This window comes from Enterococcus sp. DIV1420a, from assembly GCF_051712165.1.
GTDB lineage: Bacteria > Bacillota > Bacilli > Lactobacillales > Enterococcaceae > Enterococcus > Enterococcus faecalis.
The window spans coordinates 1,482,239-1,505,647 of the sequence record NZ_JBIOOI010000001.1; the positions used below are offsets into that span (position 1 = coordinate 1,482,239).

The 23,409-nt window shown below is 36.5% G+C and carries 22 protein-coding genes; 15 read left to right on the forward strand and 7 right to left on the reverse strand.

The genetic code is table 11. From position 1 onward, the window contains the following. Positions 1–6: 6 nt before the first annotated feature. The gene (locus IGI80_RS07540) at positions 7–240 is read left to right on the forward strand and encodes a hypothetical protein (RefSeq protein WP_002355504.1); all 234 of its coding nucleotides are present in this window, start codon (positions 7–9) and stop codon (positions 238–240) included. A gap of 164 nt (positions 241–404) precedes the next feature. Here the strand turns inward: IGI80_RS07540 and IGI80_RS07545 are convergent, their stop codons facing one another. Next, positions 405–1,424, reverse strand: a complete 1,020-nt coding sequence (locus tag IGI80_RS07545) for an acyltransferase family protein (protein ID WP_104866553.1) — start codon at positions 1,422–1,424, stop codon at positions 405–407. Between the two features lie 236 nt (positions 1,425–1,660). On the opposite strand from IGI80_RS07545, the gene IGI80_RS07550 reads away from it, so the two are divergent. The 5 genes from IGI80_RS07550 to IGI80_RS07570 all read left to right on the forward strand — a co-directional run bounded on the left by IGI80_RS07550 (position 1,661) and on the right by IGI80_RS07570 (position 6,849). Further along, positions 1,661–2,614: an ABC transporter ATP-binding protein gene (locus IGI80_RS07550; protein ID WP_002363150.1), complete on the forward strand. Its 954-nt coding sequence runs from the start codon at positions 1,661–1,663 to the stop codon at positions 2,612–2,614. Then, positions 2,615–4,132, forward strand: a complete 1,518-nt coding sequence (locus IGI80_RS07555; protein ID WP_438723169.1) for an ABC transporter permease/substrate-binding protein — start codon at positions 2,615–2,617, stop codon at positions 4,130–4,132. It abuts the gene before it with no gap. A 141-nt stretch (positions 4,133–4,273) separates the two neighbouring features. Then, the gene (gene argR / locus IGI80_RS07560) at positions 4,274–4,729 is read left to right on the forward strand and encodes an arginine repressor (protein ID WP_002355509.1); all 456 of its coding nucleotides are present in this window, start codon (positions 4,274–4,276) and stop codon (positions 4,727–4,729) included. A gap of 33 nt (positions 4,730–4,762) precedes the next feature. Further along, positions 4,763–6,271 carry a phosphomannomutase/phosphoglucomutase gene (locus IGI80_RS07565; protein WP_438723171.1) on the forward strand — a complete coding sequence of 503 codons (1,509 nt, stop codon included), beginning with the start codon at positions 4,763–4,765 and terminating at the stop codon, positions 6,269–6,271. Between the two features lie 23 nt (positions 6,272–6,294). Further along, on the forward strand, positions 6,295–6,849 hold the full coding sequence (locus tag IGI80_RS07570) for a GNAT family N-acetyltransferase (RefSeq protein WP_002398141.1): 555 nt from the start codon (positions 6,295–6,297) through the stop codon (positions 6,847–6,849). Positions 6,850–6,973: 124 nt separating this feature from the next. Here IGI80_RS07570 and IGI80_RS07575 read toward each other — a convergent pair whose 3' ends face one another. Beyond that, positions 6,974–7,837, reverse strand: coding sequence for an RluA family pseudouridine synthase (locus IGI80_RS07575; RefSeq protein WP_438723172.1), 864 nt, complete (start codon positions 7,835–7,837; stop codon positions 6,974–6,976). Between the two features lie 342 nt (positions 7,838–8,179). On the opposite strand from IGI80_RS07575, the gene IGI80_RS07580 reads away from it, so the two are divergent. Together IGI80_RS07580 and IGI80_RS07585 are read left to right on the forward strand one after the other, a co-directional pair. Continuing rightward, a complete protein-coding gene (locus IGI80_RS07580; RefSeq protein ID WP_002366159.1) occupies positions 8,180–10,366 on the forward strand; it encodes a PBP1A family penicillin-binding protein in 2,187 nt (728 codons plus the stop codon). Positions 10,367–10,428: 62 nt separating this feature from the next. Further along, positions 10,429–10,770, forward strand: coding sequence for a YlbF family regulator (locus IGI80_RS07585; RefSeq protein WP_002355518.1), 342 nt, complete (start codon positions 10,429–10,431; stop codon positions 10,768–10,770). 68 nt (positions 10,771–10,838) lie between these two features. On the opposite strand, the gene IGI80_RS07590 is transcribed toward IGI80_RS07585, so the two are convergent. Both IGI80_RS07590 and IGI80_RS07595 read right to left on the reverse strand, forming a co-directional pair. Next, positions 10,839–11,297, reverse strand: a complete 459-nt coding sequence (locus tag IGI80_RS07590) for a helix-turn-helix domain-containing protein (protein WP_002368000.1) — start codon at positions 11,295–11,297, stop codon at positions 10,839–10,841. A 15-nt stretch (positions 11,298–11,312) separates the two neighbouring features. After that, entirely contained in the window at positions 11,313–12,875 is a 1,563-nt protein-coding gene (locus IGI80_RS07595; protein WP_010713899.1) for an ATP-binding cassette domain-containing protein, read from the reverse strand. Positions 12,876–13,304: 429 nt separating this feature from the next. Between IGI80_RS07595 and IGI80_RS07600 the strand changes: the two genes are divergently transcribed. From IGI80_RS07600 to IGI80_RS07625, 6 genes are all read left to right on the forward strand, one after another. Continuing rightward, complete coding sequence (locus IGI80_RS07600) at positions 13,305–14,537, forward strand: radical SAM protein (protein ID WP_430394769.1); 1,233 nt, start codon at positions 13,305–13,307, stop codon at positions 14,535–14,537. Continuing rightward, positions 14,530–14,802, forward strand: coding sequence for a hypothetical protein (locus IGI80_RS07605; RefSeq protein WP_002368006.1), 273 nt, complete (start codon positions 14,530–14,532; stop codon positions 14,800–14,802). The genes IGI80_RS07600 and IGI80_RS07605 overlap by 8 nt, the downstream gene beginning before the upstream one ends. Beyond that, the gene (locus IGI80_RS07610) at positions 14,799–15,299 is read left to right on the forward strand and encodes a S24/S26 family peptidase (RefSeq protein ID WP_438723173.1); all 501 of its coding nucleotides are present in this window, start codon (positions 14,799–14,801) and stop codon (positions 15,297–15,299) included. Before IGI80_RS07605 ends, IGI80_RS07610 begins: the two co-directional genes overlap by 4 nt. Positions 15,300–15,572: 273 nt before the next feature. Then, a complete protein-coding gene (locus IGI80_RS07615) occupies positions 15,573–16,805 on the forward strand; it encodes a metallophosphoesterase (protein ID WP_438723174.1) in 1,233 nt (410 codons plus the stop codon). After that, positions 16,802–19,513, forward strand: a complete 2,712-nt coding sequence (locus IGI80_RS07620) for an ATP-binding protein (protein ID WP_438723175.1) — start codon at positions 16,802–16,804, stop codon at positions 19,511–19,513. Before IGI80_RS07615 ends, IGI80_RS07620 begins: the two co-directional genes overlap by 4 nt. Beyond that, positions 19,510–20,454, forward strand: coding sequence for a 3'-5' exoribonuclease YhaM family protein (locus IGI80_RS07625; RefSeq protein WP_002373338.1), 945 nt, complete (start codon positions 19,510–19,512; stop codon positions 20,452–20,454). The genes IGI80_RS07620 and IGI80_RS07625 overlap by 4 nt, the downstream gene beginning before the upstream one ends. 39 nt (positions 20,455–20,493) lie before the next feature. Here the strand turns inward: IGI80_RS07625 and IGI80_RS07630 are convergent, their stop codons facing one another. The 3 genes from IGI80_RS07630 to IGI80_RS07640 all read right to left on the reverse strand — a co-directional run bounded on the left by IGI80_RS07630 (position 20,494) and on the right by IGI80_RS07640 (position 22,456). Continuing rightward, positions 20,494–21,522: a peptidylprolyl isomerase gene (locus IGI80_RS07630; RefSeq protein WP_010824413.1), complete on the reverse strand. Its 1,029-nt coding sequence runs from the start codon at positions 21,520–21,522 to the stop codon at positions 20,494–20,496. A gap of 163 nt (positions 21,523–21,685) precedes the next feature. Beyond that, positions 21,686–22,030: a YtxH domain-containing protein gene (locus IGI80_RS07635; protein WP_002355526.1), complete on the reverse strand. Its 345-nt coding sequence runs from the start codon at positions 22,028–22,030 to the stop codon at positions 21,686–21,688. Further along, positions 22,031–22,456, reverse strand: coding sequence for an HIT family protein (locus IGI80_RS07640; protein WP_002355527.1), 426 nt, complete (start codon positions 22,454–22,456; stop codon positions 22,031–22,033). Positions 22,457–22,671: 215 nt separating this feature from the next. On the opposite strand from IGI80_RS07640, the gene IGI80_RS07645 reads away from it, so the two are divergent. Beyond that, a complete protein-coding gene (locus IGI80_RS07645; protein WP_002363160.1) occupies positions 22,672–23,409 on the forward strand; it encodes an ABC transporter ATP-binding protein in 738 nt (245 codons plus the stop codon).

The window sequence follows — 23,409 nt, forward strand, 5'->3', positions numbered from 1 at the left end:
AACGCAATGAGTGAAACACTTATTGTTAACTATTTAATCAAAGGACGTGTGAAGATGAACGTAGAAGAATTAGTTCAAAAAGCAAAAGATTTAATTGGAGAAGGCAACGTGGAACATGCACAACAATTCATTGAAGAACATAAAGATGAATTAGGCGAACACTATCATAAAATTACAGCGATGTTAGCTGATACAACGACCGATGGTTTGTTTGATAAAATTAAAGGATTGTTTCAATAGTTGAAAAAAATCTGAGATAAAAGTGTTTAGCTCCAAGAACCAAGTAGGTACGATGATTTCATCTGTTCATGCTTCACAGTGAAACATTGCAACTCTCGCCGTTTAACAGTTTTTGAGCGTGGAGCAAAAATCCAAAGTGATTTTTGTCCCACGCTCTTCTTTTTTTATTTAACTTTTAACCATTGTTTTGGCAACACATATGCAATTGGATTAAAAAGATAATCCGCTCCCCGTTTCACCACAGGCATATTCGTAATAGCTAAAATGAAGAGGGCTAAGAAGAAAAGTGCCAGGATTCGGAAAGTAAACCATTCTTTAAAGAGTGTGTCTAATTGTAAACCACTTTCCAACAGAATAATTAAGGGCATATGCAAGAGATAAGGGTAGAGGGTATCTTTTCCGAGGGCGCTTAAAGGTAACTTTCGTTTCGGCAATAATGCAAACCAAGAAAGAGACACCAATGCTGCAGCAACGTAAAAGAACAGCTGAATGAAACTACTGTATTCAAAGGCCGGACTAATTTCAGCGTAGGAAGCCCAACCAGTTAAGAAGCCCCAAAATTTCGTTGCCAATGACCATTGACTATTTACAAATAAAAAGGAGCTTAAAATTACGCCTATCGCTGCCCATTTGACTTTGCGATGATCTAAAAAGGTTTGTAGCTTTTGAATATCCATTAAGTAGCCACAATAAAAGAAAGGGAAGAAGCCCAGAGTCCGTCCTAAAGACAAGAAACCTTCCACAGGCAAATAGCCTGAGGCGCAGCCGATAACAATGATGATGGGCAACATGATTTTCGGCTGAACGCGCTGAAGAAAGATGGTAATTAAGTAGAAACTTGCTAAGGAAAGTAAGTACCAAGGAACGCCCGTTTCGTTCAGTAAATCAAAATTCATTTTATTTGCAAAGGCGAAATTAGCAAGCGTAATCAACAACTTCGCTAAGAGATAAAGCCAAACAAAGGAAAGTAAGCGGAGATATTTTCGTTGTTTAATTGCATGTTTACTAAAAAGTCCAGAGACAAAAATAAAGGCTGGCATATGGAATGAATAGATCCAAAAGTTGATCGTTTCCATGAGTCGTGAAGGAGCAGCTTCACGATCTAAAATATGCCCAAAAATCACTAAGAAAATTAAAAAAAGTTTCACGTTGTCCCATTTATAAATTCGCTTGTCGTTTTCCATAACGATCACTCCTTTTAGTAGAAAACAGTTCACTTTTGTTTAAGGCAGAAGAGGACAATTTTTCCATTCATTGAGTAGATAATTGTAGATACGAACCGGCAGCCGTTAAATGAGCCCCCACATACTTGCGCTTAAAACAAAAAATTAGGCAGGATGCTAGTCTTAAATTATACTGAAAGAGTGACGATCCTCCAAAGAATTTGTTTATTAAGAAGTGAAAGATGCGGTGAAAATAAATGATAAAATTTCAAAATGTTTCAAAAGTATATCAAGAAAATGCCGTTTTGTCCGATGTGAATTTAACAATCCAACAAGGCGAATTTTTTGTATTAGTAGGGCCGAGTGGTAGTGGAAAAACGACGACTTTGAAAATGATTAATCGGCTCATTGAGCCAACGACAGGTGAAGTGGCTCTCAATGAACAAGCGGTAACCAACTACCCTTTACGTGAATTACGACTAAAAATTGGCTATGTTCTTCAGCAAATTGCCTTATTTCCTAACTTAACCGTGGCGGAAAATATTGAGTTGATTCCTGAAATGAAAAAATGGCCCAAAGAGCAACGCAGAGAGCGAACCATTGAACTATTGAAAAAAGTTCAGCTGGATCCTGAGGAATATCTGCATCGTAAGCCAGCAGCGCTTTCAGGAGGCGAACAACAACGTATCGGGATTTTACGCGCCATTGCAGCCGAACCAGAAGTGATTTTAATGGATGAACCTTTTAGCGCGCTAGATCCGATTTCAAGACATCATCTTCAACGTTTGGTGAAAGAACTTCATCAGGAATTAGCGAGTACCATTGTTTTTGTGACCCATGATATGAATGAAGCTTTATTGTTAGGGGAGCGCATCTGTATTATGGACGCTGGCAAAATTATTCAAGTCGATACGCCAGAAGCCATTCAAAAACATCCGAAAAATAATTTTGTCGGTCAATTTTTCAAACAATCTTCGCCAGAACTAGCGAACTATTGTGGCGCTGACTTGACTGCATTTTTAGAAGCCGCAGATGAGACGATTGAGCCAGTGCCGACTGTTTTCATGGAAACCAATTTAAAAGAGATTGTCCAACTCATTAATGCGCAAGAGAAAGCAAATTTAGTAGAAAAACAACAAGTTTTAGGGTGTATCACCTCAAAAACGATTACTCGTTTTATGGAACAACTGTTGGAAAGCGAGGGACAGTAGATGCAAGCACTGATTGAAACTTTTTTCGCTCGAAAAGAAGAATATCTGCAAGCGTTAATCGAGCATATGCAATTGTCCTTTATTTCGTTATTATTCGCTGCGTTGATTGCAATTCCCCTAGCCATTTATTTAACGAGTCATCGTAAGTTAGCGGAAAGTCTGTTACAAGTGACTGGGATTTTCCAAACCATCCCTTCTTTAGCCTTGCTAGGCTTACTGATTCCGTTAATTGGTATTGGTCGACCACCGGCAATTGTTGCGCTAGTGATTTATGCCTTATTCCCAATTTTACAAAACACCTATACTGGTTTGACGGAAATTGATCCTTCGTTAGAAGAAGCCGCAGAAGCATTTGGGATGAGTAAAAAAGAAAAACTGTTTAAGTTTGAGTTGCAAATGGCATTACCATTTATTATTTCAGGTATTCGAACGGCTACCGTTTTAATTATTGGTACGGCCACGTTGGCGGCGTTAATTGGAGCAGGTGGTTTAGGGACCTTCATTTTATTAGGAATTGATCGAAATAATTTATCGTTGATTTTTATTGGAGCTCTTTCATCAGCTGCACTAGCAGTCTTATTTAATTATGGAATTCATTGGTTGGAAAAAGCGAATGGGCGGCGACTAATCATTTGCGGTACTATTTTAGGCCTTTTGTTAGGTGGTTCATTTTTCTGGAATCAACAAACTTCTTCAAAGGAAAAACAGCTGACAATTGCTGGCAAATTAGGAGCGGAACCAGATATTATTATTAATATGTATAAAGCCTTAATTGAAGAAAATAGCGACATTCAGGTGACGTTAAAGCCAAACTTTGGCAAGACTACTTTTTTATATAATGCCTTGAAATCAGATGAAATCGATCTTTATCCGGAATTTACAGGAACAGTGATCGAAACCTTTTTAAAAAATCCTCCTCAGCTAGACAATCAACCTCAAGTAGTCTATGAAGCGGCACGCGCTGGCTTGAAAAAGCAAGAAAACCTTACTTTGTTGAAACCGATGCGCTATGAAAATACGTATGCCGTCGCAGTTAAGCGCTCATTTGCAAAAGCGCATCAATTAAAAACGATTAGTGATTTACAGAAAATTAGCAATCAGTTGAAAGCAGGTTTTACGTTAGAATTTATTGATCGGCAAGATGGTTATAAGGGATTACAAGAAAAATATCATTTAAATCTGAATGTCCAATCGATGGAACCAGCATTACGCTATCAAGCGATTAATAATGGTGAGGTAAATGTGATTGATGCCTATTCAACGGATAGTGAATTGAGACAATACGATTTAGTAACGTTAGAAGATGATCAAGCGCTATTTCCGCCTTATCAAGGAGCACCACTTATTAAAACAGCAACGTTGGAAAAATATCCAGAATTAGCAGAAATATTGAATAAATTGGCAGGAAAAATTAGCGAAGAAGAAATGAGTGAAATGAATTATCAAGTCAATGTGGAGGGGCAAGACCCTAGCATAGTGGCGAAAGACTATTTAAAAGAAAAGAATCTTCTTAAATAAGTATTTTTTACTGAAAAAGACTGGTATATAAACATTTATCCAGTCTTTTTCAGATAAATAAAGAGTTTAATGTGAAAAGTACCTGTATTTTTGCTCATTTTTGGATATAATAAAAGAAATGAATGGAGAGGAGTGGTCTATATGAAAAAAGCAGAACGTCAACGTTTGATTAAACAATTAATTATGCAACAAGAAATTGAAACACAAGATGAATTAATCACTCGTTTGGAAGAACTTGGCGTCCGAGCCACTCAAGCGACTGTTTCAAGAGATATCCGTGAAATGAGTATTGTTAAAACACATGGTGCAGATGGTCGTGTCAAATATGCAATTTTTTCTCAAGCACAAGGCACAAGCAGTGAAGAGAAATTACGAGAATCAGTAAAAGATTCAGTTGTTCGAATGGAGCGAGTACAATTTATTGTCATCTTGCATACAGAGATGGGAAATGCCGATGTGGTGAGTAACTTTTTAGATGAAGTAGCTTATCCAGAAGTGGCGGGTACAGTGGCTGGTGCGGATACGATTATTGTGATTACACGTTCAGAAGAGGATGCGGAACACTTTATCGAACGTATCGAAAATATGATTTTTTAAAATTGAAAGCATCAATAGAAGGGAGTTTTTTTCTTGGTAGAATTGAAAGCGCTACAAAATGGTTCGGATATTCGGGGAATTGCTTTGGATACGGAAGAGCAAACTGCAACATTAACCGCAACAGCAGTAGCCGAAATTGCGGTGGGCGTGGTTCGTTGGTTACAGGATAAAAAACAGCTGCCACGAAAGGCACAACAGCGCCTGACAATTGCAATCGGACATGATAGTCGTCTAACGGCGGAGCCGATTAAGCAAGTATTAGTAGATACGTTTCTTTCATTAGGTATTCAGGTGATTGACGTTGGTTTAGCTACGACGCCTGCTATGTTTATGGCTACTCAATTTCCAACGCTTCAATGTGATGCAACGATTATGATCACAGCTAGCCATTTGCCTTACTACTTTAATGGCTTGAAGTTCTTCACAGCAGAAGGTGGAGCAGAGAAAGAAGATATTCGGTATATTTTATCTCATACTGATCCGCTGACAGCCAATGAAAATGGCACACTGATGAAGCAAGAGTTACTGCCAATTTATGCGGAGCATTTGGTGGCAAAAATCCGCCAAGGAATTCATTCGCCAGAAGAGAAACCTTTACAGGGCTTTCGAATTATCGTTGATGCGGGTAATGGGGCTGGGGGCTTCTTTGCGGAGCAGGTTCTTCAAGTTTTGGGCGCTGATACGACGGGATCACAGTTTTTAGAACCAGATGGGCATTTTCCTAATCATGTACCTAATCCAGATAATTCTGAAGCAATGAAAAGTATTCAAACGGCTGTTTTAGCTAATCAAGCAGATTTGGGCATTATTTTTGATACAGATGTAGATCGTTCGGCCGTGGTGGACCAATCAGGTGAGGTACTAAACCGAAATAATTTAATTGCTGTTTTAGCGGCAATCGTTTTAAAAGAAGCGCCTGGTAGTTATATTGTGACAAATTCGCCAACCTCAAGTCATTTAAAAACATTTATTGAAGAAAAAGGCGGCCAACAGATTCGTTATATTTCTGGTTACCGAAATGTCATTAATAAAATGATTGAATTGAATCATGGGGGCTTTCAGACACCGTTAGCCATTGAAACCAGTGGTCATGCAGCGTTTCAAGAAAACTACAATCTGGATGATGGTGCATATGTCGTGGCGAAAATTTTAATGTTGTTACCAGAATTGAAACAAAATAATCAAACGTTAGGAGATCTGATTGCTACATTGAAGCAACCGGCAGAAACCAACGAATTTCGCTTCAAAATTACTGCGGAGGATGTTACTTGTTATGGGCAACAAGTCTTGCGAGACTTTGAATTGTTTGTAGAAAATCAAGCAGACTTTGCTGTGGACCGTGAAAACCAAGAAGGTGTTCGGGGAAACGTGTCTGGTCAATATGGCAGTGGGTGGTTTTTACTACGCTTAAGTCTGCATGAACCGTTGCTTGTTCTTCAGGTAGAGAATGACCAAAGCGATAAAAATGCGTGTGTCATCGAAAAAATTGCCACTTTTTTACAAAAATACGAGGAAATAGATAGTCAGCAAATAGAAAAATAATCTAGGAAATTAAAGGTGTTCTTATGGAAAATGTTTTAAAAGGAAAACACGTTGGCTTTTCTCATTTTAGAGAAGAATATATCGAACATATTGCAAAGCAGCAATGGGATAATGAATTGCTTCGGCATTTGAGCTGGGATGCTTTACATCCGTGGGGGCTTGAAGAATGGAAAGATTTCACAATTAATAAAGGAGAAGATGATCGATTTCTATTTGCTATTTTAGAAAATACGACAGAGGAATTTATTGGTTGGGTTTCGTTGTCTGATGTACAGTTGAAAAATAGAGGGGCCAATTTAGGGATTGCTATTTTACAAAAAGAGCAACGTGGTCAAGGATATGGCTTTGAGGCGGTGTCTTTAATTTGTAAATTTGCTTTTTATGAATTGGGCTTGCACAAAATCAGATTAGCTGTCAATAGTAACAATCAAAAAGCGATTCATGTTTATGAAAAAGTAGGCTTCAAAAAAGAAGGAATTGATAGAGAAGCGTTATTTCAAGATGGCCAATGGCTGGATATCTACAATTACGGAATTTTACAAAAAGAGTGGCTACAAATGATTAAGGCTGAGAGTTAGCTCAGGAACTGTTTAACACCAAGACACTGAGCAAACGCAGATATGCCGTTCTCAACAGTGAATGTGCGGTAAAATAAAAAAAGCAGAAGAAATCGGCGGTTACCGTCCGATTTCTTCTGTTTTTTTACCATAGGCCAGGCGCTGCAGTCACAACGATTTGTTTTTTTGTAAACGGATGGAGTAAATGAAGTTGTGAAGCATGGAGCATTAAACGAGCTGCCTGCGATTTTGGGTTGTATAACGGATCACCAATAATTGGATGCCCTTCGCTAGCTAAATGGACCCGAATTTGGTGCGTCCGACCTGTTTCTAAAACACAGGTAACTGCGGTTTGATTATTAGAAAGAGCTTTGACCACTTGGACATGTGTAATCGCTGAATCCCCTTTTTGAGGATCAATCCGTCGTTTCCGGCGATCATGTCGATCACGACCGATCGGCTGATTGATTGTCTGCTCTTTTTGGTTAAAGTGACCAGCCACAATCGCTTGATATTGGCGGTAAATTTGTTTTGTTTCTAATAAACGCCCTAAAATAGGTAAGACAAAAGGATTTTTAGCAAAGACAATCGCACCACTGGTTTCTTTATCTAATCGATGAATGACATAAGGGACCTGATTTTTCTCGGCTAAATAGGCAGCAACATGATTTAACAAGGTGTCTGTTTCCTGTGGCTGATTTGGATGGGTTTTAATGCCATAAGGTTTATTTACAATCATTAAATGTTCGTCTTCATATAAAACCGTCACACGCGTTGCTTCCCCCAAATGAATAGTGGGACGCACATAATCGGTTTCTTCAAACGTTAAGGTGACACAATCGCCAGCTTGGACTGGAAAATGAAAAGCAGCTGTTTCTCCGTTGATTTTGACATTTTTTCGCGTGCGTAAAAAATGGCGCACTTTTCGAGGGACTAGCCACTCATTTTCTAATAGTTCTTTTACAGTCATTGTTGAAAAATTTTCAGGTAATCTCATTGAATATTCCACCAAATCCCACCTTTCACTGATTCGCTATTTAGTGTAACAAAGCTACTCAAAAGGTCAAGTCAGAACGGAAAAAAAGCTGAAATTTGTTAGAAAGGCAGTTCCTTGAGAGATTCTTAAACAAATTTACATAAAAAACGAAGAAAAGCATGATAGAATAGAGGCTAAATAAAGACTCGTTTCTAAGCGTAAGCAATTATTTACCTCTAGTGAAGGCCATATTTCCTTTGCTACAGCGAAAAGACCATTGAAATTGTTTTTCAAGAATTTTTCATGCTTTAGACCTAGGTCGTACCTGCAAGAATATGGTAGACTTAGCCAAGAAACGTAAACAGAGGGAGTACTATGGACAATCTTAAACAATTTTTTAGTAAAGTCGGTGTCGGATTACGTCATTTTTGGACGTGGATAAAGCCTTATTTAATACAATTCCATCAAGCCAGAAAGCGGATTTGGAAAAAGTATCAAATCAATAAAATTTTCTTGTTAATTGGTTTGGTAGTCGCTTTAGGTGCCAGTATTTATTTATTTTACTTAGCCAAGTCCGCAAACGTTGAGACCCTAAAATCGGGGCTAAGTGAATCAACACGCGTTTATGATGAATCAGGAAAAGAAGTCGGAAAATTATTCGGACAAAAAGGGACTTTTGTGGAACTGGATAATATTTCTCCTTATATTCAAGATGCGGTTATTTCAACTGAAGATCGCGGGTTTTATCAACATAAAGGGTATTCCATCAAAGGAATTGCCCGTGCGGTTGTTGGGAAATTGACCTTCGGGAAAATCGGTGGCGGTGGTGGCGGAAGTACAATTACGCAGCAATTAGCCAAAAATGCTTACTTAACGCAAGAGCAAACGTTAGATAGGAAAGCCAGAGAATTATTCTTAGCGATTGAAATCGAAAAGAAATATTCGAAAAAAGATATCTTAGCAATGTATTTAAATAATTCTTATTTTGGTAATGGTGTCTGGGGCGTGCAAGATGCAGCTCGTAAATACTTTGGCGTGGATGCGTCCCAAGTTACAGTGGGGGAAGCCGCAACGCTAGCGGGCATGTTAAAAGGGCCAGGAATCTATAACCCAATTGATTACATTGACAATGCCACAGCGCGACGGAATACCGTTTTACAACTTATGGTCGACAATAAAAAACTGTCTCAAGAAGAAGCCAATCAAGAAGCGAGTGTTAACTTAGCGAGTCTATTAAATGACACCTATGTTGGCGACGAAAATAGTTACAAATATCCATATTATTTTGATGCGGTAATTGATGAAGCGGTCAATCGTTATAAATTTAAAGAAGAAGATATTTTAAATAAAGGCTACAAGATTTACACTTCTTTAAATCAGGGGTATCAAGATGCGATGGATGCAACTTATAAAAATGATGCACTATTTCCACCCAATGCAGAAGATGGTGCCATGGTTCAAAGTGGCTCTGTAGCCATTGATCCGAAAACCGGCGGCGTGCAAGCACTGGTGGGCGGTCGAGGGGAACACGTTTATCGAGGCTTTAACTTTGCAACGCAAACAAAACGTTCACCAGGCTCATCCTTAAAACCAATTTCTGTCTATACACCAGCTTTAGAGGCTGGCTATAAACCAGACTCTGTTTTAGAAGATAAACCACAAGATTATTATCCAGCGCAAAACTATAGCCGAACGTACAGTGGAGAAGTTCCTATGTACCAAGCCTTAGGAGAAAGCTTAAATTTACCAGCGGTGTGGTTATTACATCAAATTGGTTTAGATAAAGGCTATGAAAAAACAGAGAAATTTGGCATTCCGTTATCAGAAAAAGATCGGTACTATGGTTTAGCCCTTGGAGGATTACAAACGGGTGTTTCGCCACTAACTATGGCGGGAGCTTATAGTGCCTTTGCCAATGAAGGCTATAAAACTGAAACGCATTTAATTACAAAAATCGTCGACTCAACTGGCGCAATTGTAGTTGATAATACTAAAGTCAAGAAAGAACAAGTCATTACCAAAGATGTTGCAGACGGGATTACAAGTATGTTACTAGGGGTCTTTAGTTCTGGGAGCGGGGTCAACGCACAACCAGCAGGCTACGTAATGGCTGGTAAAACAGGTACGACAGAAACCAACTTCGATAGTAGTAAAACGAACGATCAGTGGGTGATTGGTTATACACCAGAAGTTGTCATTGCTACTTGGTTAGGCTTCCAAGAAACCAGTAAAACCCATTATTTGGAAGGCAGTAGCGCTACGTATGCCTCACAAGTGTTCAACAGTCAAGCCAGTGGCATCTTGCCACAAGTCAAACAAGCACAATTTCCTGTCGCGGATGCTTATGCCACAGGTGGGAAAGTTGTTGATAGCAACGATAGTTTAACCGGTGGTGCCAATTCTAATTGGCGGGATAACTTAAAAGACTTTGGAAACTCTGTTCAAGATGGCGCTAGCAATTTCGGAGATACATTGAATGAAGTTGGGGGACAAATTAAAGACGGCGCGAAAAAAGTCAAAGACAAGATTGAAGGAATTTTCGGAGGCTTATTAGGAAATTAGTTGGGAAAACCTAAGAGAAATGGTACAATAAAGATGAAACTATTGAGAAAAGAGGGATTCCATTGAGTAACATTTATGATACAGCCAATCAGATTGAACGTGAACTACGTGAGTTAGACGAATTTAAAGCATTACAAGCAGCGTATGAAGAAGTAAAAGCAGACGAAGCAGCTTACACATTGTTTAAAGAATTCCAAGGATTCCAACAAGGACTTCAAGAAAAACAAATGCGCGGCGAAGAATTCACGGATGAAGATGCTGAAAAAGCACAAAGCATTGCAACGAAAGTGCAAGAAACAGCAGTTATCAACGAATTAATGCAAAAAGAACAAGCGTTTAGCTTAGTTGTCAATGATTTAAACCGAATTATCATGACGCCTGTGCGTGATATGTATAACGATTAATAAGAAAACCCCAGAGAAGCACTTGCTTCTCTGGGGTTTTCTTATTATTTAATTTTGTGAATAGCTAGCTACTCTTGGTAATTTTGAATCGATAATTCTATAAAGTTTGTTAGCCAGTTTCCGAAATTTAAAATGTAAGCATGAGGGCCAATTAAGGTAATTCTAACAAGGTTTCTAGGCAAAAGCTGATATTCAAAACTTTTGTTTTGCTGATTACTACCGTAAACAGAGTTGAAATGTTTTAGTATTTTATTTTTAACGAATTCAATATCACTTTCTGTGTTAAGTGAGAAAGTCAATGTTACAAGGCCTTCATTGTTTTGTGGAACATCTTTCACATAAGATTCGATAGCGGTGTTCTTTACAATGATATCATCTGATTTTCCTAAAAAATCATAAATATCTCGTTCTGAGAAACGCCATTGTCCACCAATTTTTGTTCCTTTTATTTTTCCTTCTTTCAAATAATTTCGAATGGTTCTTGTGGTCACATTTAATTCTTGGGCTAATTGTTCTACAGACAACATATTTAGAAGTCTCCTTTAAATATTTATAATTTTATTAGCGTATTGACTATTTTTTTTATCATGAGAGGTAAAGATGAATATTTTATCTTTGACACATTCTAATAATGTTTCAAAGATTGCTTGACTGGATTCTTCGTCAATATTACTGGTACTCTCGTCTAAAATATAAACATCGGCATCCGCTAAAATAAGTCTTGCAACTGCAATTCTTTGTTTTTCTCCACCAGATAAATTACTGCCGTTTTCAGTTAAAACAGTTTCCCAGTCCTTAGTTTTCAAAATAGGATTAAGAATGCCTGTATTTAAAATAAGTTGTTTTTGTTCATAGGATAGAGGCGTTCCCATACCAATATTTTTTTCTAAAGTTTCTGTGAGTATTGTTGGTTCTTGTGCCAAATAGGCAATTTTGTTTCTCAAGCTTTTATTATTTATTGCATTGATTGGTAAATCGTTAATCATAATTCCTGCTGATTCTCGAAACTTTAGTAATAGTTTTAATAAAGATGATTTACCACTTCCAGATTTTCCCGTTAAATAAACTCGATCCCCATTTTGTAGGTTTTCTTGGATCCTGTATTGAAATTGGTTGCCGTCTATCTCGAATGTTGGAAAAAATAACTGGATGCTTGCAATAGCATCTATATCTATGTCACCATCTCTTTCTATATTTTTGTCTAAACTATCTTTTATAAATGTATTTGCTGTTGTTAAAGTATTTAAATCGATAGTAACTTTAGATAATTCACTCAAAGAGGAAAAAAACAAAGGCAAAAGGATACTTAATATAATTAGACTGGAAATGGGCAAGTTATCTGCCGCAATTAACATACTTGTTCGAATATAAACAAAAGTTTGGAAACTTTGATTAATAAAAGCAACAATACTACTAGTACTTTGAGCGAATTTATTAGTACTAGCTACGGATTGATACATTAAATTGATTTTTTCGTAGAGTAAATTTTCTAATATTTCAGCTGAAATACCGGCTTTAACAGCATCTTGATTTGATAACGTAGAAATTAAATTTTTGTTTGCAACAGCTGCATTTTTTTGCATGTTTTCCATTCGAACTTTTAATTTTTTATTTATATACTTAAATCCAAAATAGTTTAAAGGAATCAATAAAACCATGAATAAAACAATTTCAATAGAAAGATAACTGACCATAAGTAAAGATAAAAGGATAGTGAAAATTGATTTAATTGTCACACTGAAGCTAGATATCAAAAATAAATAAAGTGCATCCACAGCACTAAAAATACGATTAATCAAATAGGTTGGCTCAAGAGTAATGTAAGAGTCATACTTAAGGTGTATCATTTTATTAATTAGAGTAAATAAGTAATTGGAATTGAATCTTGCAGCAAAATTTTCTTTATAAACCATGATAACTAATTGTATTACTAAAGACAATAACATGGCTAAGAAAATATAGATCATTGCCTGTGAATTAAGGTTTTTTTTATTTGTTAGATATTGAATGATAATTGGTGCAATTAAAGAGGTTAATGTGGTGACTATAGCAGTCAAACTAACTAGAAAAACAAATTTTTTATTTTTTTTCATAATCTTTTCCATGATTTGCAACTCCCCTTTCGTACTTAAACACATTGTATATAATTTCATAATAGATATCAATATTTTCGCTGTTTTTCCTAAAATATATTGAATAAAGAGGAAAATATTTGACCTTATGAGGAAAAGCATGTATTATTTGAAATATATTTAAGGAGCTGATTATTTAGGAGAGGAGGAATTTTCTATGAAATTTAATAAACCAGAATTGAAAAAAATTGGCAAAACAATTCAATTAGGCTGTATGTGTGGAATCCTTGTAGGTACTGGAACTTAAAAAACAATTTTGAATAAATAAATGTAACTTAATCAAATTTTTCATTTAATATTACGAAACGATAAATCTTAGCTCCTTAAATTTTCTAACTTTAATTAATAATGTACGCTTAAGTTTAAATGCTCTCAGGTATACAAAGAAGGGAAGGATAATTTTTGTTAAAATTTTATTTTTATAGAAACAAGGTTATAGTACATAATCCAATTATTAGTAGTTGGATTGGTATAGAAGAAAATGAACTTCCTATTCTCGAAAAATATCTAAAAACTAGAAATAGACATGATATCTCAAAAGACTTATTAAGAAAAATAGAATTGTATAGAATCTTTGATTTCACTGACTTGGAAGTAGAGGAGAATTTTCATAAATTAATAGAAAATTTCTCTATTCCACGCACGGTATATATTGTTGTAACCGAAGAATGTAATTTAAAATGTACCTATTGTTATGCTGAAGCAGGTCCAGGTAAAAAGCTACGTAGAGAATTAGATTACGAAGAGTATGATAAGATTTTTAAACAGTTAAAGGTAGCTGGAGTAAAAAAAATTGTTTTTACAGGTGGAGAAGTTGGTTTAAAAAAGAACTTCTATAAGATATTAGATAATGCATATAAAAAAGGATTTATCTGCAACTTAATATCCAATGGTAAAGTAGCCTATAACATCAAACAAGCTAAGTTTTTATCTGAACGTTGTTACAAAATTACAATCAGTTTAGACTCTTTAAATGAAAATAACAATGATGACAATAGAGGAAGAGGATGCTTTAAAGTTGCTACAAAGGCTTTAGAGAATCTAATAAAACTTAACTTTAAAAATTTAGCCATTAATCAAACAATTACTAAAAATAATATTGCTGACATTGATACAATGGTTACCTTTGCAAAATCTCATAAAATAAACTTAAATATTGGAACTTTTTGTAAATTGGGTAGAGGATTTGACGATATTTCTCTTACAAAAGATGAAAGAAAAGAGATTGATCGGATTGCGATGAAATACAAGAAAGCTTTAAATCCATTTACAATTAAAGTTCATTGTGGTCAAGGTATCGGAGAATTTTCAATTGATCCCATGGGAAATGTCTATACTTGTAAGTTATTGGATCAAAAAGATTTTTACTTAGGGAATGTTAGAGCCGAACCGCTAGACTATATTTTTAAGAATAAAAAAATTGATCACTTCTCTTATTCGTCCCTTGGTATGGAACCGTGTAAAAATTGTTCATTCAAACTGCTTTGTGGAGGCTCGTGTAGAGCAAATCATTATTATTCAAAGTCAAAGGATGATTCTTCGAATGTAATCAATAATGAGGAATGCAAAATAATCAAAGGAATGATTTTGGAACAAATGTATCAATTTGTATATGGAGGTAAAGAGCATGCTTAGTATTAATGAAAAAATTAATTATGAAGACAAAGGAGAGTTTTTAGTTATATCATTAAATGAGGATGGCTTTATGCTTGAAGATAAAACTTCAATATTTATTTTTCATAGAATCGAAGCTAAAAAATTTAAGAATATTGATGAAGCTGTGTCTAGGTTATCTAAAGAATTTGATACAGATAATCAAAATATGTATATAGTAAGAGAACAAATTAAGGCATTTATAGAAGAGCTATTGAAATATGATGTGGTGGTGATGAGGCAATGAGGTTTGTTGCAGAAGGAGTATCTATGTTGCCAACATATAAAGAGGGAGATATTTTAGTAGCACAATGTAGTAACTTTGAAATAAGTACAGGTAAATTTGTTGTAATAAAAAGTCTATACAACAACTTTTTTGCACATAGAGTAGTCAGTATAGGAGAAGGTCTAGCCATATGTAAAGGAGATAATTTTAAATATTTTGATCCCCCTGTAAGAACTAATTCAATTGTAGGCGTGATAGAGGATCAGGCAGATGACAGCTATGTGAAAGAGAAGATAAAAATAAGAGCAATATATAGTAATGAAAAAATTAGTGACAATTTTAATATCTTGGTTCTTTCTAAAAATCTATTGAGAGAGATAAATTTAGAAAATTTGGTGAACTTTGAGGTACCTGTTGATTCAGAAGAATTCTGTATTTATTATAGATATTTAAGCAATAATTTACCTAAAAACCAAAATGATTTTTTTAATAAATTTGATTCAATATTCAGTATTTGAACTTATAGAAAGGACTACTTTAGTACCTGTTTTTAGAGTAATCCTAAATTTGAAATCATTTATAAAAATTTTCACTTATTATTCTTACCAATTATAGCTATTTTACTTTTATGAATATAAGAAGAAACGGACAATCTAAATACTTGCTTTTTCGACAGAATCAGTTAACCTGATTCTTTTTTTATTGAAAAAACGAACAAATTTTCGTATGTTTTTACTGACCAAGCTGGCAGAAAATGATATGATAAAGGGAGGAGAAAAGGAGGGGAAACGATGAAACTATTGCATACAGCTGATTTACACATGGATCGGTCTTTTGAAGGTTTAACTGGGATCCCGACAGCCTTAGCGAAGCGCTTAAGAGAAGCTAATCAACAATTGTTAATGAATATCGTAACAGTTGCTATTCGAGAAGCGGTGGACTTGGTTATTTTTGCAGGAGATACGTTTCATCAAAGTCAGACCTCTATTTCAATGCAAGCCCAATTGATGGCCGCATTAGAACAGTTGAAACAAGCAGAAATCCCCGTGATTCTAACATTTGGGAATCATGATTACTATAAAAAAGACCGCTATTGGTTTTCTTTTCCGGACAATGTCTTTTTATTTGAAAAAGAAATGGTTGAGACACTGTATTTTGAAACGAAAGCGGGCGAACAAGTGGCTGTTTCAGGGTTTAGTTATGAGCATCCTTGGATTGATGAAAATAAAGCACTAGAATTTCCTATCAAACAAGCAGAATCTGACATTCATATTGGGATTTATCATGGAGACATCAGTCGGAAAGCGCAACAAAATTATGCTCCGTTTACATGGAAGGATTTAAAAGCCACTGGCTATAATTATTGGGCATTGGGCCATATTCATCAGCCGCAAATTGTTAGTGAACAACCGCTAATTGTTTATCCTGGAACACCTCAAGGACACACGAAAAAAGAACAGTCTTTACAAGGGGTTGCAGTGGTCACACTTTCCCAAAATCAAGCGACTGTTCAATTTGAAAAAGTCGCAGAAATAGATTGGACGAATGAAGAAGTATCTCTGGCGCAATGCCGTGACACCCAAAGCGTTTTGTCTTATCTTGAAACCAGTTTGCTGACGAAGTGGCATGCGCATCAGCAACAGCAATTGATGGCGTTGACACTGAAAGAAACGCAACATTTGGATGTGACCGTGGTGCAAGCCATTGTCAATGGTGAACTATTAAGCTACTTACAGCAGCTTTTACAAAAAACGCAAGGTGATTTTTTTGTTTATCGCCTAATATTGCAAGCAGAGGAACCAACGAAAGAACCGATCTATTTAGCCGCTAGTCCCAACTTATTAACGGCATTAGAAAAAACATACTTAGATCCAGTTATTTTTGAAGATACCACCAAGGAATTGTTACGTTATCCAGAATTTGCTGGAATTTTTTCAATGGATGAGCAGTGGCGATTAGAGAGCTTGCGCCTAGCACATGAGCAAATTAATGAAGACTTTACTATTCAGGAGGACCCACTATGAAATTACTTGCAGTAGAGATTGTGGGCTTTGGAAAATGGCAACAACAGAAAATTACATTTGAATCTGGTAATCAATTGCTGTACGGCGCAAATGAAGTTGGCAAGTCCACATTGTATCAATTCATTCAAGCAATGCTGTTTGGGTTTCCCACAAAGGGCAAAAGAAAACGCGATTACGCACCTAAAAATGGTGGTTCGTATGGTGGTCGTTTGTGGTTGGCACATCCTGTGTTTGGGGAAGTTCAAGTCGAGCGTTTTAAAGAAAAAAATAAAGGGCAAGCAATCATTTATTATCAACAACAAATGGGGGATGAAAAAACCTTACAGCAAATGTTACATCCGCTAACGAAAAAGTTATTTCAAGAGGTTTTTACTTTCCAACAAGAACAATTAATTACGAGTGACAAGTTGTCAGAAGAAGAGCTGCAAACATCCTTGTTAGCCATTGGTGTTTCTGGTAGTCAACAACTTTTGACTTACCGAAATACGTACTTTAAAGAAGCACAAAAAATCTTTAAAGGTAAAGGACAGCAGCCATTACTCAATCAGAAGTTGGCGGCTTATCAAGAACTAAAAGAGCAAATTCAAGAGAAAGAAGCGCAGCAACAAACTTTTCAACAATTAGAAGAAACGATTTGCGAAACAGAACAACAGCGAGTGACACTGCAACAGCAATTAAAAGAAACGCAACAGGACTTGTTACAGGTTGCGGAACAGCAACGTCACTTTCCCTTGTACGAAGAATGGCAGTCGCTACCTGAAGAAACAGAGAACGTTGTTTTAGTAAAAGAAGACCAAGTTCAATTAGAAGAAACCTTTCAAGAATATATGTACCTAGACAAAGAACGACAACGTTTGACCAAAGAGTTATCTCTTCAGTCAGAAGCGCTCGATGTTCCAGAAGGCTATGCTTTTTACCTAGAACAAGAAGCATTGATTCAACAATTGTTGAATCAACGCTATGATATGCAACAATTGATGACGGAATCGGAATGGATGACCCAAACCTTTGATCAAAATCGTCAAGAAATGGTCCTTTTAGAGAACGAATGGTCATGGTCGCCTGAACGACCACCACAGCTTTTTTATGACAACGAAACCGTTCAAAAGTGGCGCCAACAACAAGTTGCGTATACGCAAGCTCTTCAAAAAGGACAAGAACAGAAAGCATTCTTGGCTTCTCAAATTGAAAATCTGGAAGACCAGTTAACGGATTTTGAAAAAGCGCATGCCGCATTTTTTGGTGAAGCGACGCGTGCCCAAAAAGCGCAGAAAACAAGTCAACCACTTTGGTTATTGCTAGGAAGTATCCTTGCATTACTCGGTTTCTTTTTGCCAAGCCCTTTAAAATGGGGCCTAGTTCTCGTGGGAGTTAGTTTTATCGCGAAAGAAGTGCTTAGCTACGCCACTAGAAAAGAAGCTTCCTCTGATGAAGTGAAAGAAGAATGGCAGACAAAACTTTCGCAACTAGATTATTTAAATGAACAGTTCCAACAGGCGCTGAATCAAGAACGTGAGGCACAACTGCAAGTGGAACAACTTGAACAAGCAGTAGCGGAGCAAGCCCAAGTCCATCAATTAGGAAAAATGCAACAAATTGATACTTTAATGAATCAGCGGGAATTGATTACGCGCTATTTATTGCTTGTTCAAACAAATGAAGAACTCATGAGTCAATTGAAGGAAAATCAACAAAAACGCCAAGTATTTGAAGAACAAGTCTTTCCATTGATGACGCATTTACCCTTGCAAGGAAAGAGCCTTTCCGAAAAGCTACACTTTTTAGAAGGGTTTGCTGAAGAAATGGAGAAAGTTCGCTTTGCTCAAGAGTATCAAGCAGATGGCTATCTCAAACAGCAGTTACGAGAGTTGAAAACTAAACAGCAAGAAGCATTAACACGAATTCAGCCTTTACTAATTCGTTATCGGATTCTATCAATCGCTGATGTTCCAAGTAGAATTCAACAGCTGACCACTCAGCAAGCTCAAGTTGGTCGTGGGCAAGAATTAGCGACACAATTAGGCAATCTGTTTCCAGAAGCGGTAACAGAAGCAATGTTAAAAGACCGTTCTTTACAACTGGCGCAGCAACAAGCACTGGAAGAAAGCCAGTTAGATAAAATACAAGAGCAGTATCAAGCGTTGATTTATGAAAAACAACAATTAATGACGGATGGTACCTTAGATGAGTTGTATCAACGACAAGCAATTTTAAAAGCGGAAATCAAAGAACTAGCTCAACGTTGGTCTGGGTATCAACTGGCGGGGCAACTGCTAATGGACCTATTAACAGAGCTTTCGGAACAACAATTGCCCAGCTTATTACAGTATGCATCAAGCTACTTTGCACTTTTAACAAATCAGCGTTATCAATCAATCCAAGTAGCCGAAGGTCAACTAGTTGCGGTGACGAAAGAACAAGAAATGTTTTATTTACATGAATTATCAACTGGCACTAAAGATCAATTGATGATGGCTGTTCGTTTTGCCTTTTTAGCAGTCCAAGGCGAGCAACTGATTTGTCCAATTATCATTGATGATGGCTGGTTACACTATGATCATCAAAGAAAAGCCCAATTAGCTGAATTATTTACTAAGTTTGGTCAAAAACAGCAAGTCATTTGTTTTTCTTCTGACCAAGAAATGGTAAGCTATTATCAGGACTTACAACAAAGAGTAATTGCGTTAGAAGGAGGAAGCGTCAAGTGAAAAAATTACGTGAATTAACAGTAGAAGAACTTTTTGAATCATTTGTTCTAATTAAAAATGCCGATGTGCGTGTAGCTAAAAATGGAAAAAAGTTTATTGCCTTTACCTTTCAAGACACATCTGGCACGATTGACGGAAAATATTGGGACGCCTCTGAGGATGAAATTACACGATTTACTGCGGGAAACGTTGTTTTACTGAATGGGAAACGAGAAGTTTATCAAAACAAACCCCAAGTAAAAATTTTACACATGCGTTTAGCGACAGCAGAGGAACCAAGCCAGCCAAGTTTATATATGGAACGAGCGCCTTTGAAAAAAGAAGAGATGGTCGAGGAAATCAATCAAGTGATTTTTGAGATTACCAATGCTCATTGGAATCGTATTGTGCGCTATCTCATGACGAAATACCAACAAGAATTTTATGAATTTCCTGCAGCCAAACGGAACCATCATGCTTTTGCGAATGGCTTAGCTTACCACACTGTCTCAATGTTGCGCCTAGGCAAAGCAATTGCTAAGGAATATACTGAAATTAACACGTCACTATTATACGCGGGGATTATTTTACATGACTTAGGAAAAGTTTTAGAACTATCTGGTGCTATTACGACAGAATATACGGTGGCAGGGAACTTAATTGGTCATTTAGTTTTGGTGGATGAGGAAATTACCAAGGCGTGTTTGGCTTTGAAAATTGATGATCGAGAAGAAGACGTTGTCGTTCTTCGGCACATGGTCTTAGCCCACCATGGATTGTTGGAATATGGCTCACCTGTGCGACCAAGAATTATGGAAGCGGAAATCTTACATCAAATTGATACCATGGATGCGTCCATTCAAATGATGCTAGGGGCAATTCGTCAAACACAGCCTGGGGAGTATACGGAACGAATCTTTGGTTTAGATAACCGCAGTTTCTATGTTCCAAAAGATAAATAAAAAAAGGGAGTGGTCAATCGACCACTCCCTTTTGTATGTTTATTTAGAAGAAGATTCTGTTGTTTTACTTGAAGAATCTGTTGCTTTTTCAGAGTCGCTTGTTTTGGTATCACTTGTTTTAGAATCACTTGATTTTGATTCTTTTTTCTCTGAAGAAGCGCTTGAAGATTCAGTTTGCATGTAGCCTGCTAAAGCATTCTTGAAGGCATCATCTTTAATTTTCACATTGGCCGCTTTTAATTCGTCACTAATAACTTTTGCTTGGAATGTTTGATCGGCTAATTTTGTATCTTCAGCAATTTTCTTGATCTCTTTTTCATAAGGTTTCATGTCATTGCCTTTTGCTTTGTTTTTCGTCATTTTCACTACATAGTAAGTTGTTTGGTACGTTTGTGCGTTTGTTGCAGCAATTGGTTCTGATACTTCGCCGTCTTTTAGTTTGAAGGCAGCTTCTTTAACTTCGGCAGGAACAGTTGTTGATTGTGAATCAAATTTAATTTTACCGCCGTCTTTTTTCGTTGTAGCATCGGTTGATTTGTCTTTGGCAATTTTTGCGAAATCGCCGCCGTCAGTGATTTCTTTCTTGACAGCTTTGGCATCATCTTCTGAAGCAACTTGGATAATTTGTGCTTCTACTTCTGGATGGAAGCTTGCCCAAGCTGTTTTTAAGTCTTCATCTGTAATTTTCAAATGATCTTTCAAACCTACTTGCATTGCTTCGGCTTGTTTTAATTGTTTCTTGAATGATTTTTCAGTTAAACCAGCTTGTGTTAGTGCATCAGAGAATTTTCCGCCTTGCGCTTCCACTTGTTTTTTAGCGTCATCAAATTTCTTTTGAATGGCTTTGTCAGTTACTTTGTCGCCATATTTTTCTTCAAAGACTTTATAAATAACCATTTGGCTAAACGCTTGTTGGCTCGTGCTTTGTTCTTTAATTTGGTTATAAAAATCATCAACAGTAATTGTTGAACCTTTCATTGTTGCGATATCTTTTGAACCGCTTGAACACGCTGCTAAACTAAAAACGGCCATTGCGCCCGCTGCAGCTAAGATTAGTTTTTTCTTCATTCTCTTATGCACTCCTGTTTTTTTTAGTTTTATTTCTGTTATAACTATACCATACCTCATTTTGAAAAAGAAAGAGTCTCAGGCATAGTTTCAAACAAAATTCGTATTTACGTCACACTTTTTATTTTTTTAATAACAAAAGAAATAATTAACATCAAAGACTTTACTTTTGCTTGTTGGTTTGTGTGTCAGGTAATTCAGCTGTAATTTTGGCAATTTGTTCTTTAATTTGAGCAATCCGAGGTTCCGCTTGGAATTTGAAATCAGTGATTTCTTGTTGCAGGTCTTTTGAAAATTCAGTTGCCAGTGGAACGTTTTCTTCGACAACTGCCAAATTTCGTTGCACCTGATCCCAGTCATTCGTGACTTGATTTTTCAGTGAACGATAATCTTCTAGCTCATTGATTAAATGTTGGCGTGTTTCTTTCCCGCTTCTTGGAGCAGCCAACAAACCGCCAATGGTACCGGCAGCTGCGCCAAAAAAGAGGCCTTTAATAAATTTTTTCATTTAGTTCACCTGCTTTGCAATGGTCTCAGCAATTTCTTGCATCGCTTCGGCGGAATAGTCCTCTTGATGGTTGCCAAAATGAATAGAGAAATCATCTTCTTTTGAATAACGGGGAATCAAATGAACGTGGGAATGGAAAACGGATTGATAAGCCACTTCCTTATTGTTATTTAAAATGTTTAATCCTTCCATTTCTGGAAAAGCTTTTTCTAATGCTCGTGCTACTTTAGGAATACGAGCAAAGACGTCGCTTGCTAAAACGTCATTATATTCAAAAATATCAGCAACGTGTTGTTTTGGAATCATTAAGGTATGTCCTTTGGTCACTTGTGTGATGTCTAAAAACGCGTAGACTTTCTCGTCTTCATAGACTTTATAACTTGGGATTTCGCCGTTGATAATTTTACAAAAAATACAATCATTCATGAAAAATTCCTCTTTTCTCTAGGTTCTTTCCTTTACTTTACCACAAGTTTATTTCTCTGTGGATGAAAAAGTACGTGAGTTCGCTAAAAAGTTCGTTTCATTTCGTGTATAATAAGAGAAAGAAAAAAATCCATTTAATTAAGGGAGTAATTTTTGAATTCTTGGTTCGCTTAGGGTTTAATAATGGTAGAGAGAAAAGGTTGGAGGCAAAAGAAATGAGCTTAACAATTGAACATTTAACAGGAGGTTACGGCCATATTCCTGTCTTAAAAGATATTAATTTTGACGTCAAGTCTGGTGAAATGGTTGGTTTAATCGGCTTGAATGGTGCGGGGAAAAGTACCACCATCAAAAATATTATTGGGTTACTTACGCCGCAAAAAGGCAAAATTATGATTGACGGGGAAACATTGCAACAAGCCCCTGAAGAATATCGTAAAAAAATCGGGTATATTCCGGAAACACCTTCTTTATATGAAGAATTAACATTGAAAGAGCATATCGAAGTAACGGCCTTGGCTTATGATATTCCATTAGAAGAAGCATTCAAACGAGCGGAACCATTACTAAAAACGTTCCGCTTAGACAATAAATTGGAATGGTTTCCTGCTAATTTTTCAAAAGGCATGAAACAAAAAGTCATGGTACTTTGTGCATTCTTAATTGAACCGAGTTTATATATTATTGATGAACCTTTTCTAGGCTTAGATCCTTTAGCAATTCATGCTTTATTAGAATTAATGGATACGATGCGTAAGCAAGGGGCAGCGATTTTAATGTCCACGCATATTTTAGCAACGGCTGAAAAATATTGTGATCGCTTTGTGGTGCTACACGAAGGGAAATTACGGGCAAACGGTACAATGGCTGAATTACGTGCAGAATTTAATTTACCAGAGTCTTCTTTAGATGATATTTATCTTGCCTTGACGAAGGAAGAAAAGGTGGGGTAA

Coding starts and splice junctions, on each gene's coding strand:
- IGI80_RS07540 (WP_002355504.1), top strand. CDS start 7: ATGAGTGAAACACTTATTGTTAACTATTTAATCAAAGGACGTGTGAAG.
- IGI80_RS07545 (WP_104866553.1), bottom strand. CDS start 1,424: ATGGAAAACGACAAGCGAATTTATAAATGGGACAACGTGAAACTTTTT.
- IGI80_RS07550 (WP_002363150.1), top strand. CDS start 1,661: ATGATAAAATTTCAAAATGTTTCAAAAGTATATCAAGAAAATGCCGTT.
- IGI80_RS07555 (WP_438723169.1), top strand. CDS start 2,615: ATGCAAGCACTGATTGAAACTTTTTTCGCTCGAAAAGAAGAATATCTG.
- argR (WP_002355509.1), top strand. CDS start 4,274: ATGAAAAAAGCAGAACGTCAACGTTTGATTAAACAATTAATTATGCAA.
- IGI80_RS07570 (WP_002398141.1), top strand. CDS start 6,295: ATGGAAAATGTTTTAAAAGGAAAACACGTTGGCTTTTCTCATTTTAGA.
- IGI80_RS07580 (WP_002366159.1), top strand. CDS start 8,180: ATGGACAATCTTAAACAATTTTTTAGTAAAGTCGGTGTCGGATTACGT.
- IGI80_RS07590 (WP_002368000.1), bottom strand. CDS start 11,297: ATGTTGTCTGTAGAACAATTAGCCCAAGAATTAAATGTGACCACAAGA.
- IGI80_RS07595 (WP_010713899.1), bottom strand. CDS start 12,875: ATGGAAAAGATTATGAAAAAAAATAAAAAATTTGTTTTTCTAGTTAGT.
- IGI80_RS07605 (WP_002368006.1), top strand. CDS start 14,530: ATGCTTAGTATTAATGAAAAAATTAATTATGAAGACAAAGGAGAGTTT.
- IGI80_RS07610 (WP_438723173.1), top strand. CDS start 14,799: ATGAGGTTTGTTGCAGAAGGAGTATCTATGTTGCCAACATATAAAGAG.
- IGI80_RS07615 (WP_438723174.1), top strand. CDS start 15,573: ATGAAACTATTGCATACAGCTGATTTACACATGGATCGGTCTTTTGAA.
- IGI80_RS07620 (WP_438723175.1), top strand. CDS start 16,802: ATGAAATTACTTGCAGTAGAGATTGTGGGCTTTGGAAAATGGCAACAA.
- IGI80_RS07630 (WP_010824413.1), bottom strand. CDS start 21,522: ATGAAGAAAAAACTAATCTTAGCTGCAGCGGGCGCAATGGCCGTTTTT.
- IGI80_RS07635 (WP_002355526.1), bottom strand. CDS start 22,030: ATGAAAAAATTTATTAAAGGCCTCTTTTTTGGCGCAGCTGCCGGTACC.
- IGI80_RS07640 (WP_002355527.1), bottom strand. CDS start 22,456: ATGAATGATTGTATTTTTTGTAAAATTATCAACGGCGAAATCCCAAGT.
- IGI80_RS07645 (WP_002363160.1), top strand. CDS start 22,672: ATGAGCTTAACAATTGAACATTTAACAGGAGGTTACGGCCATATTCCT.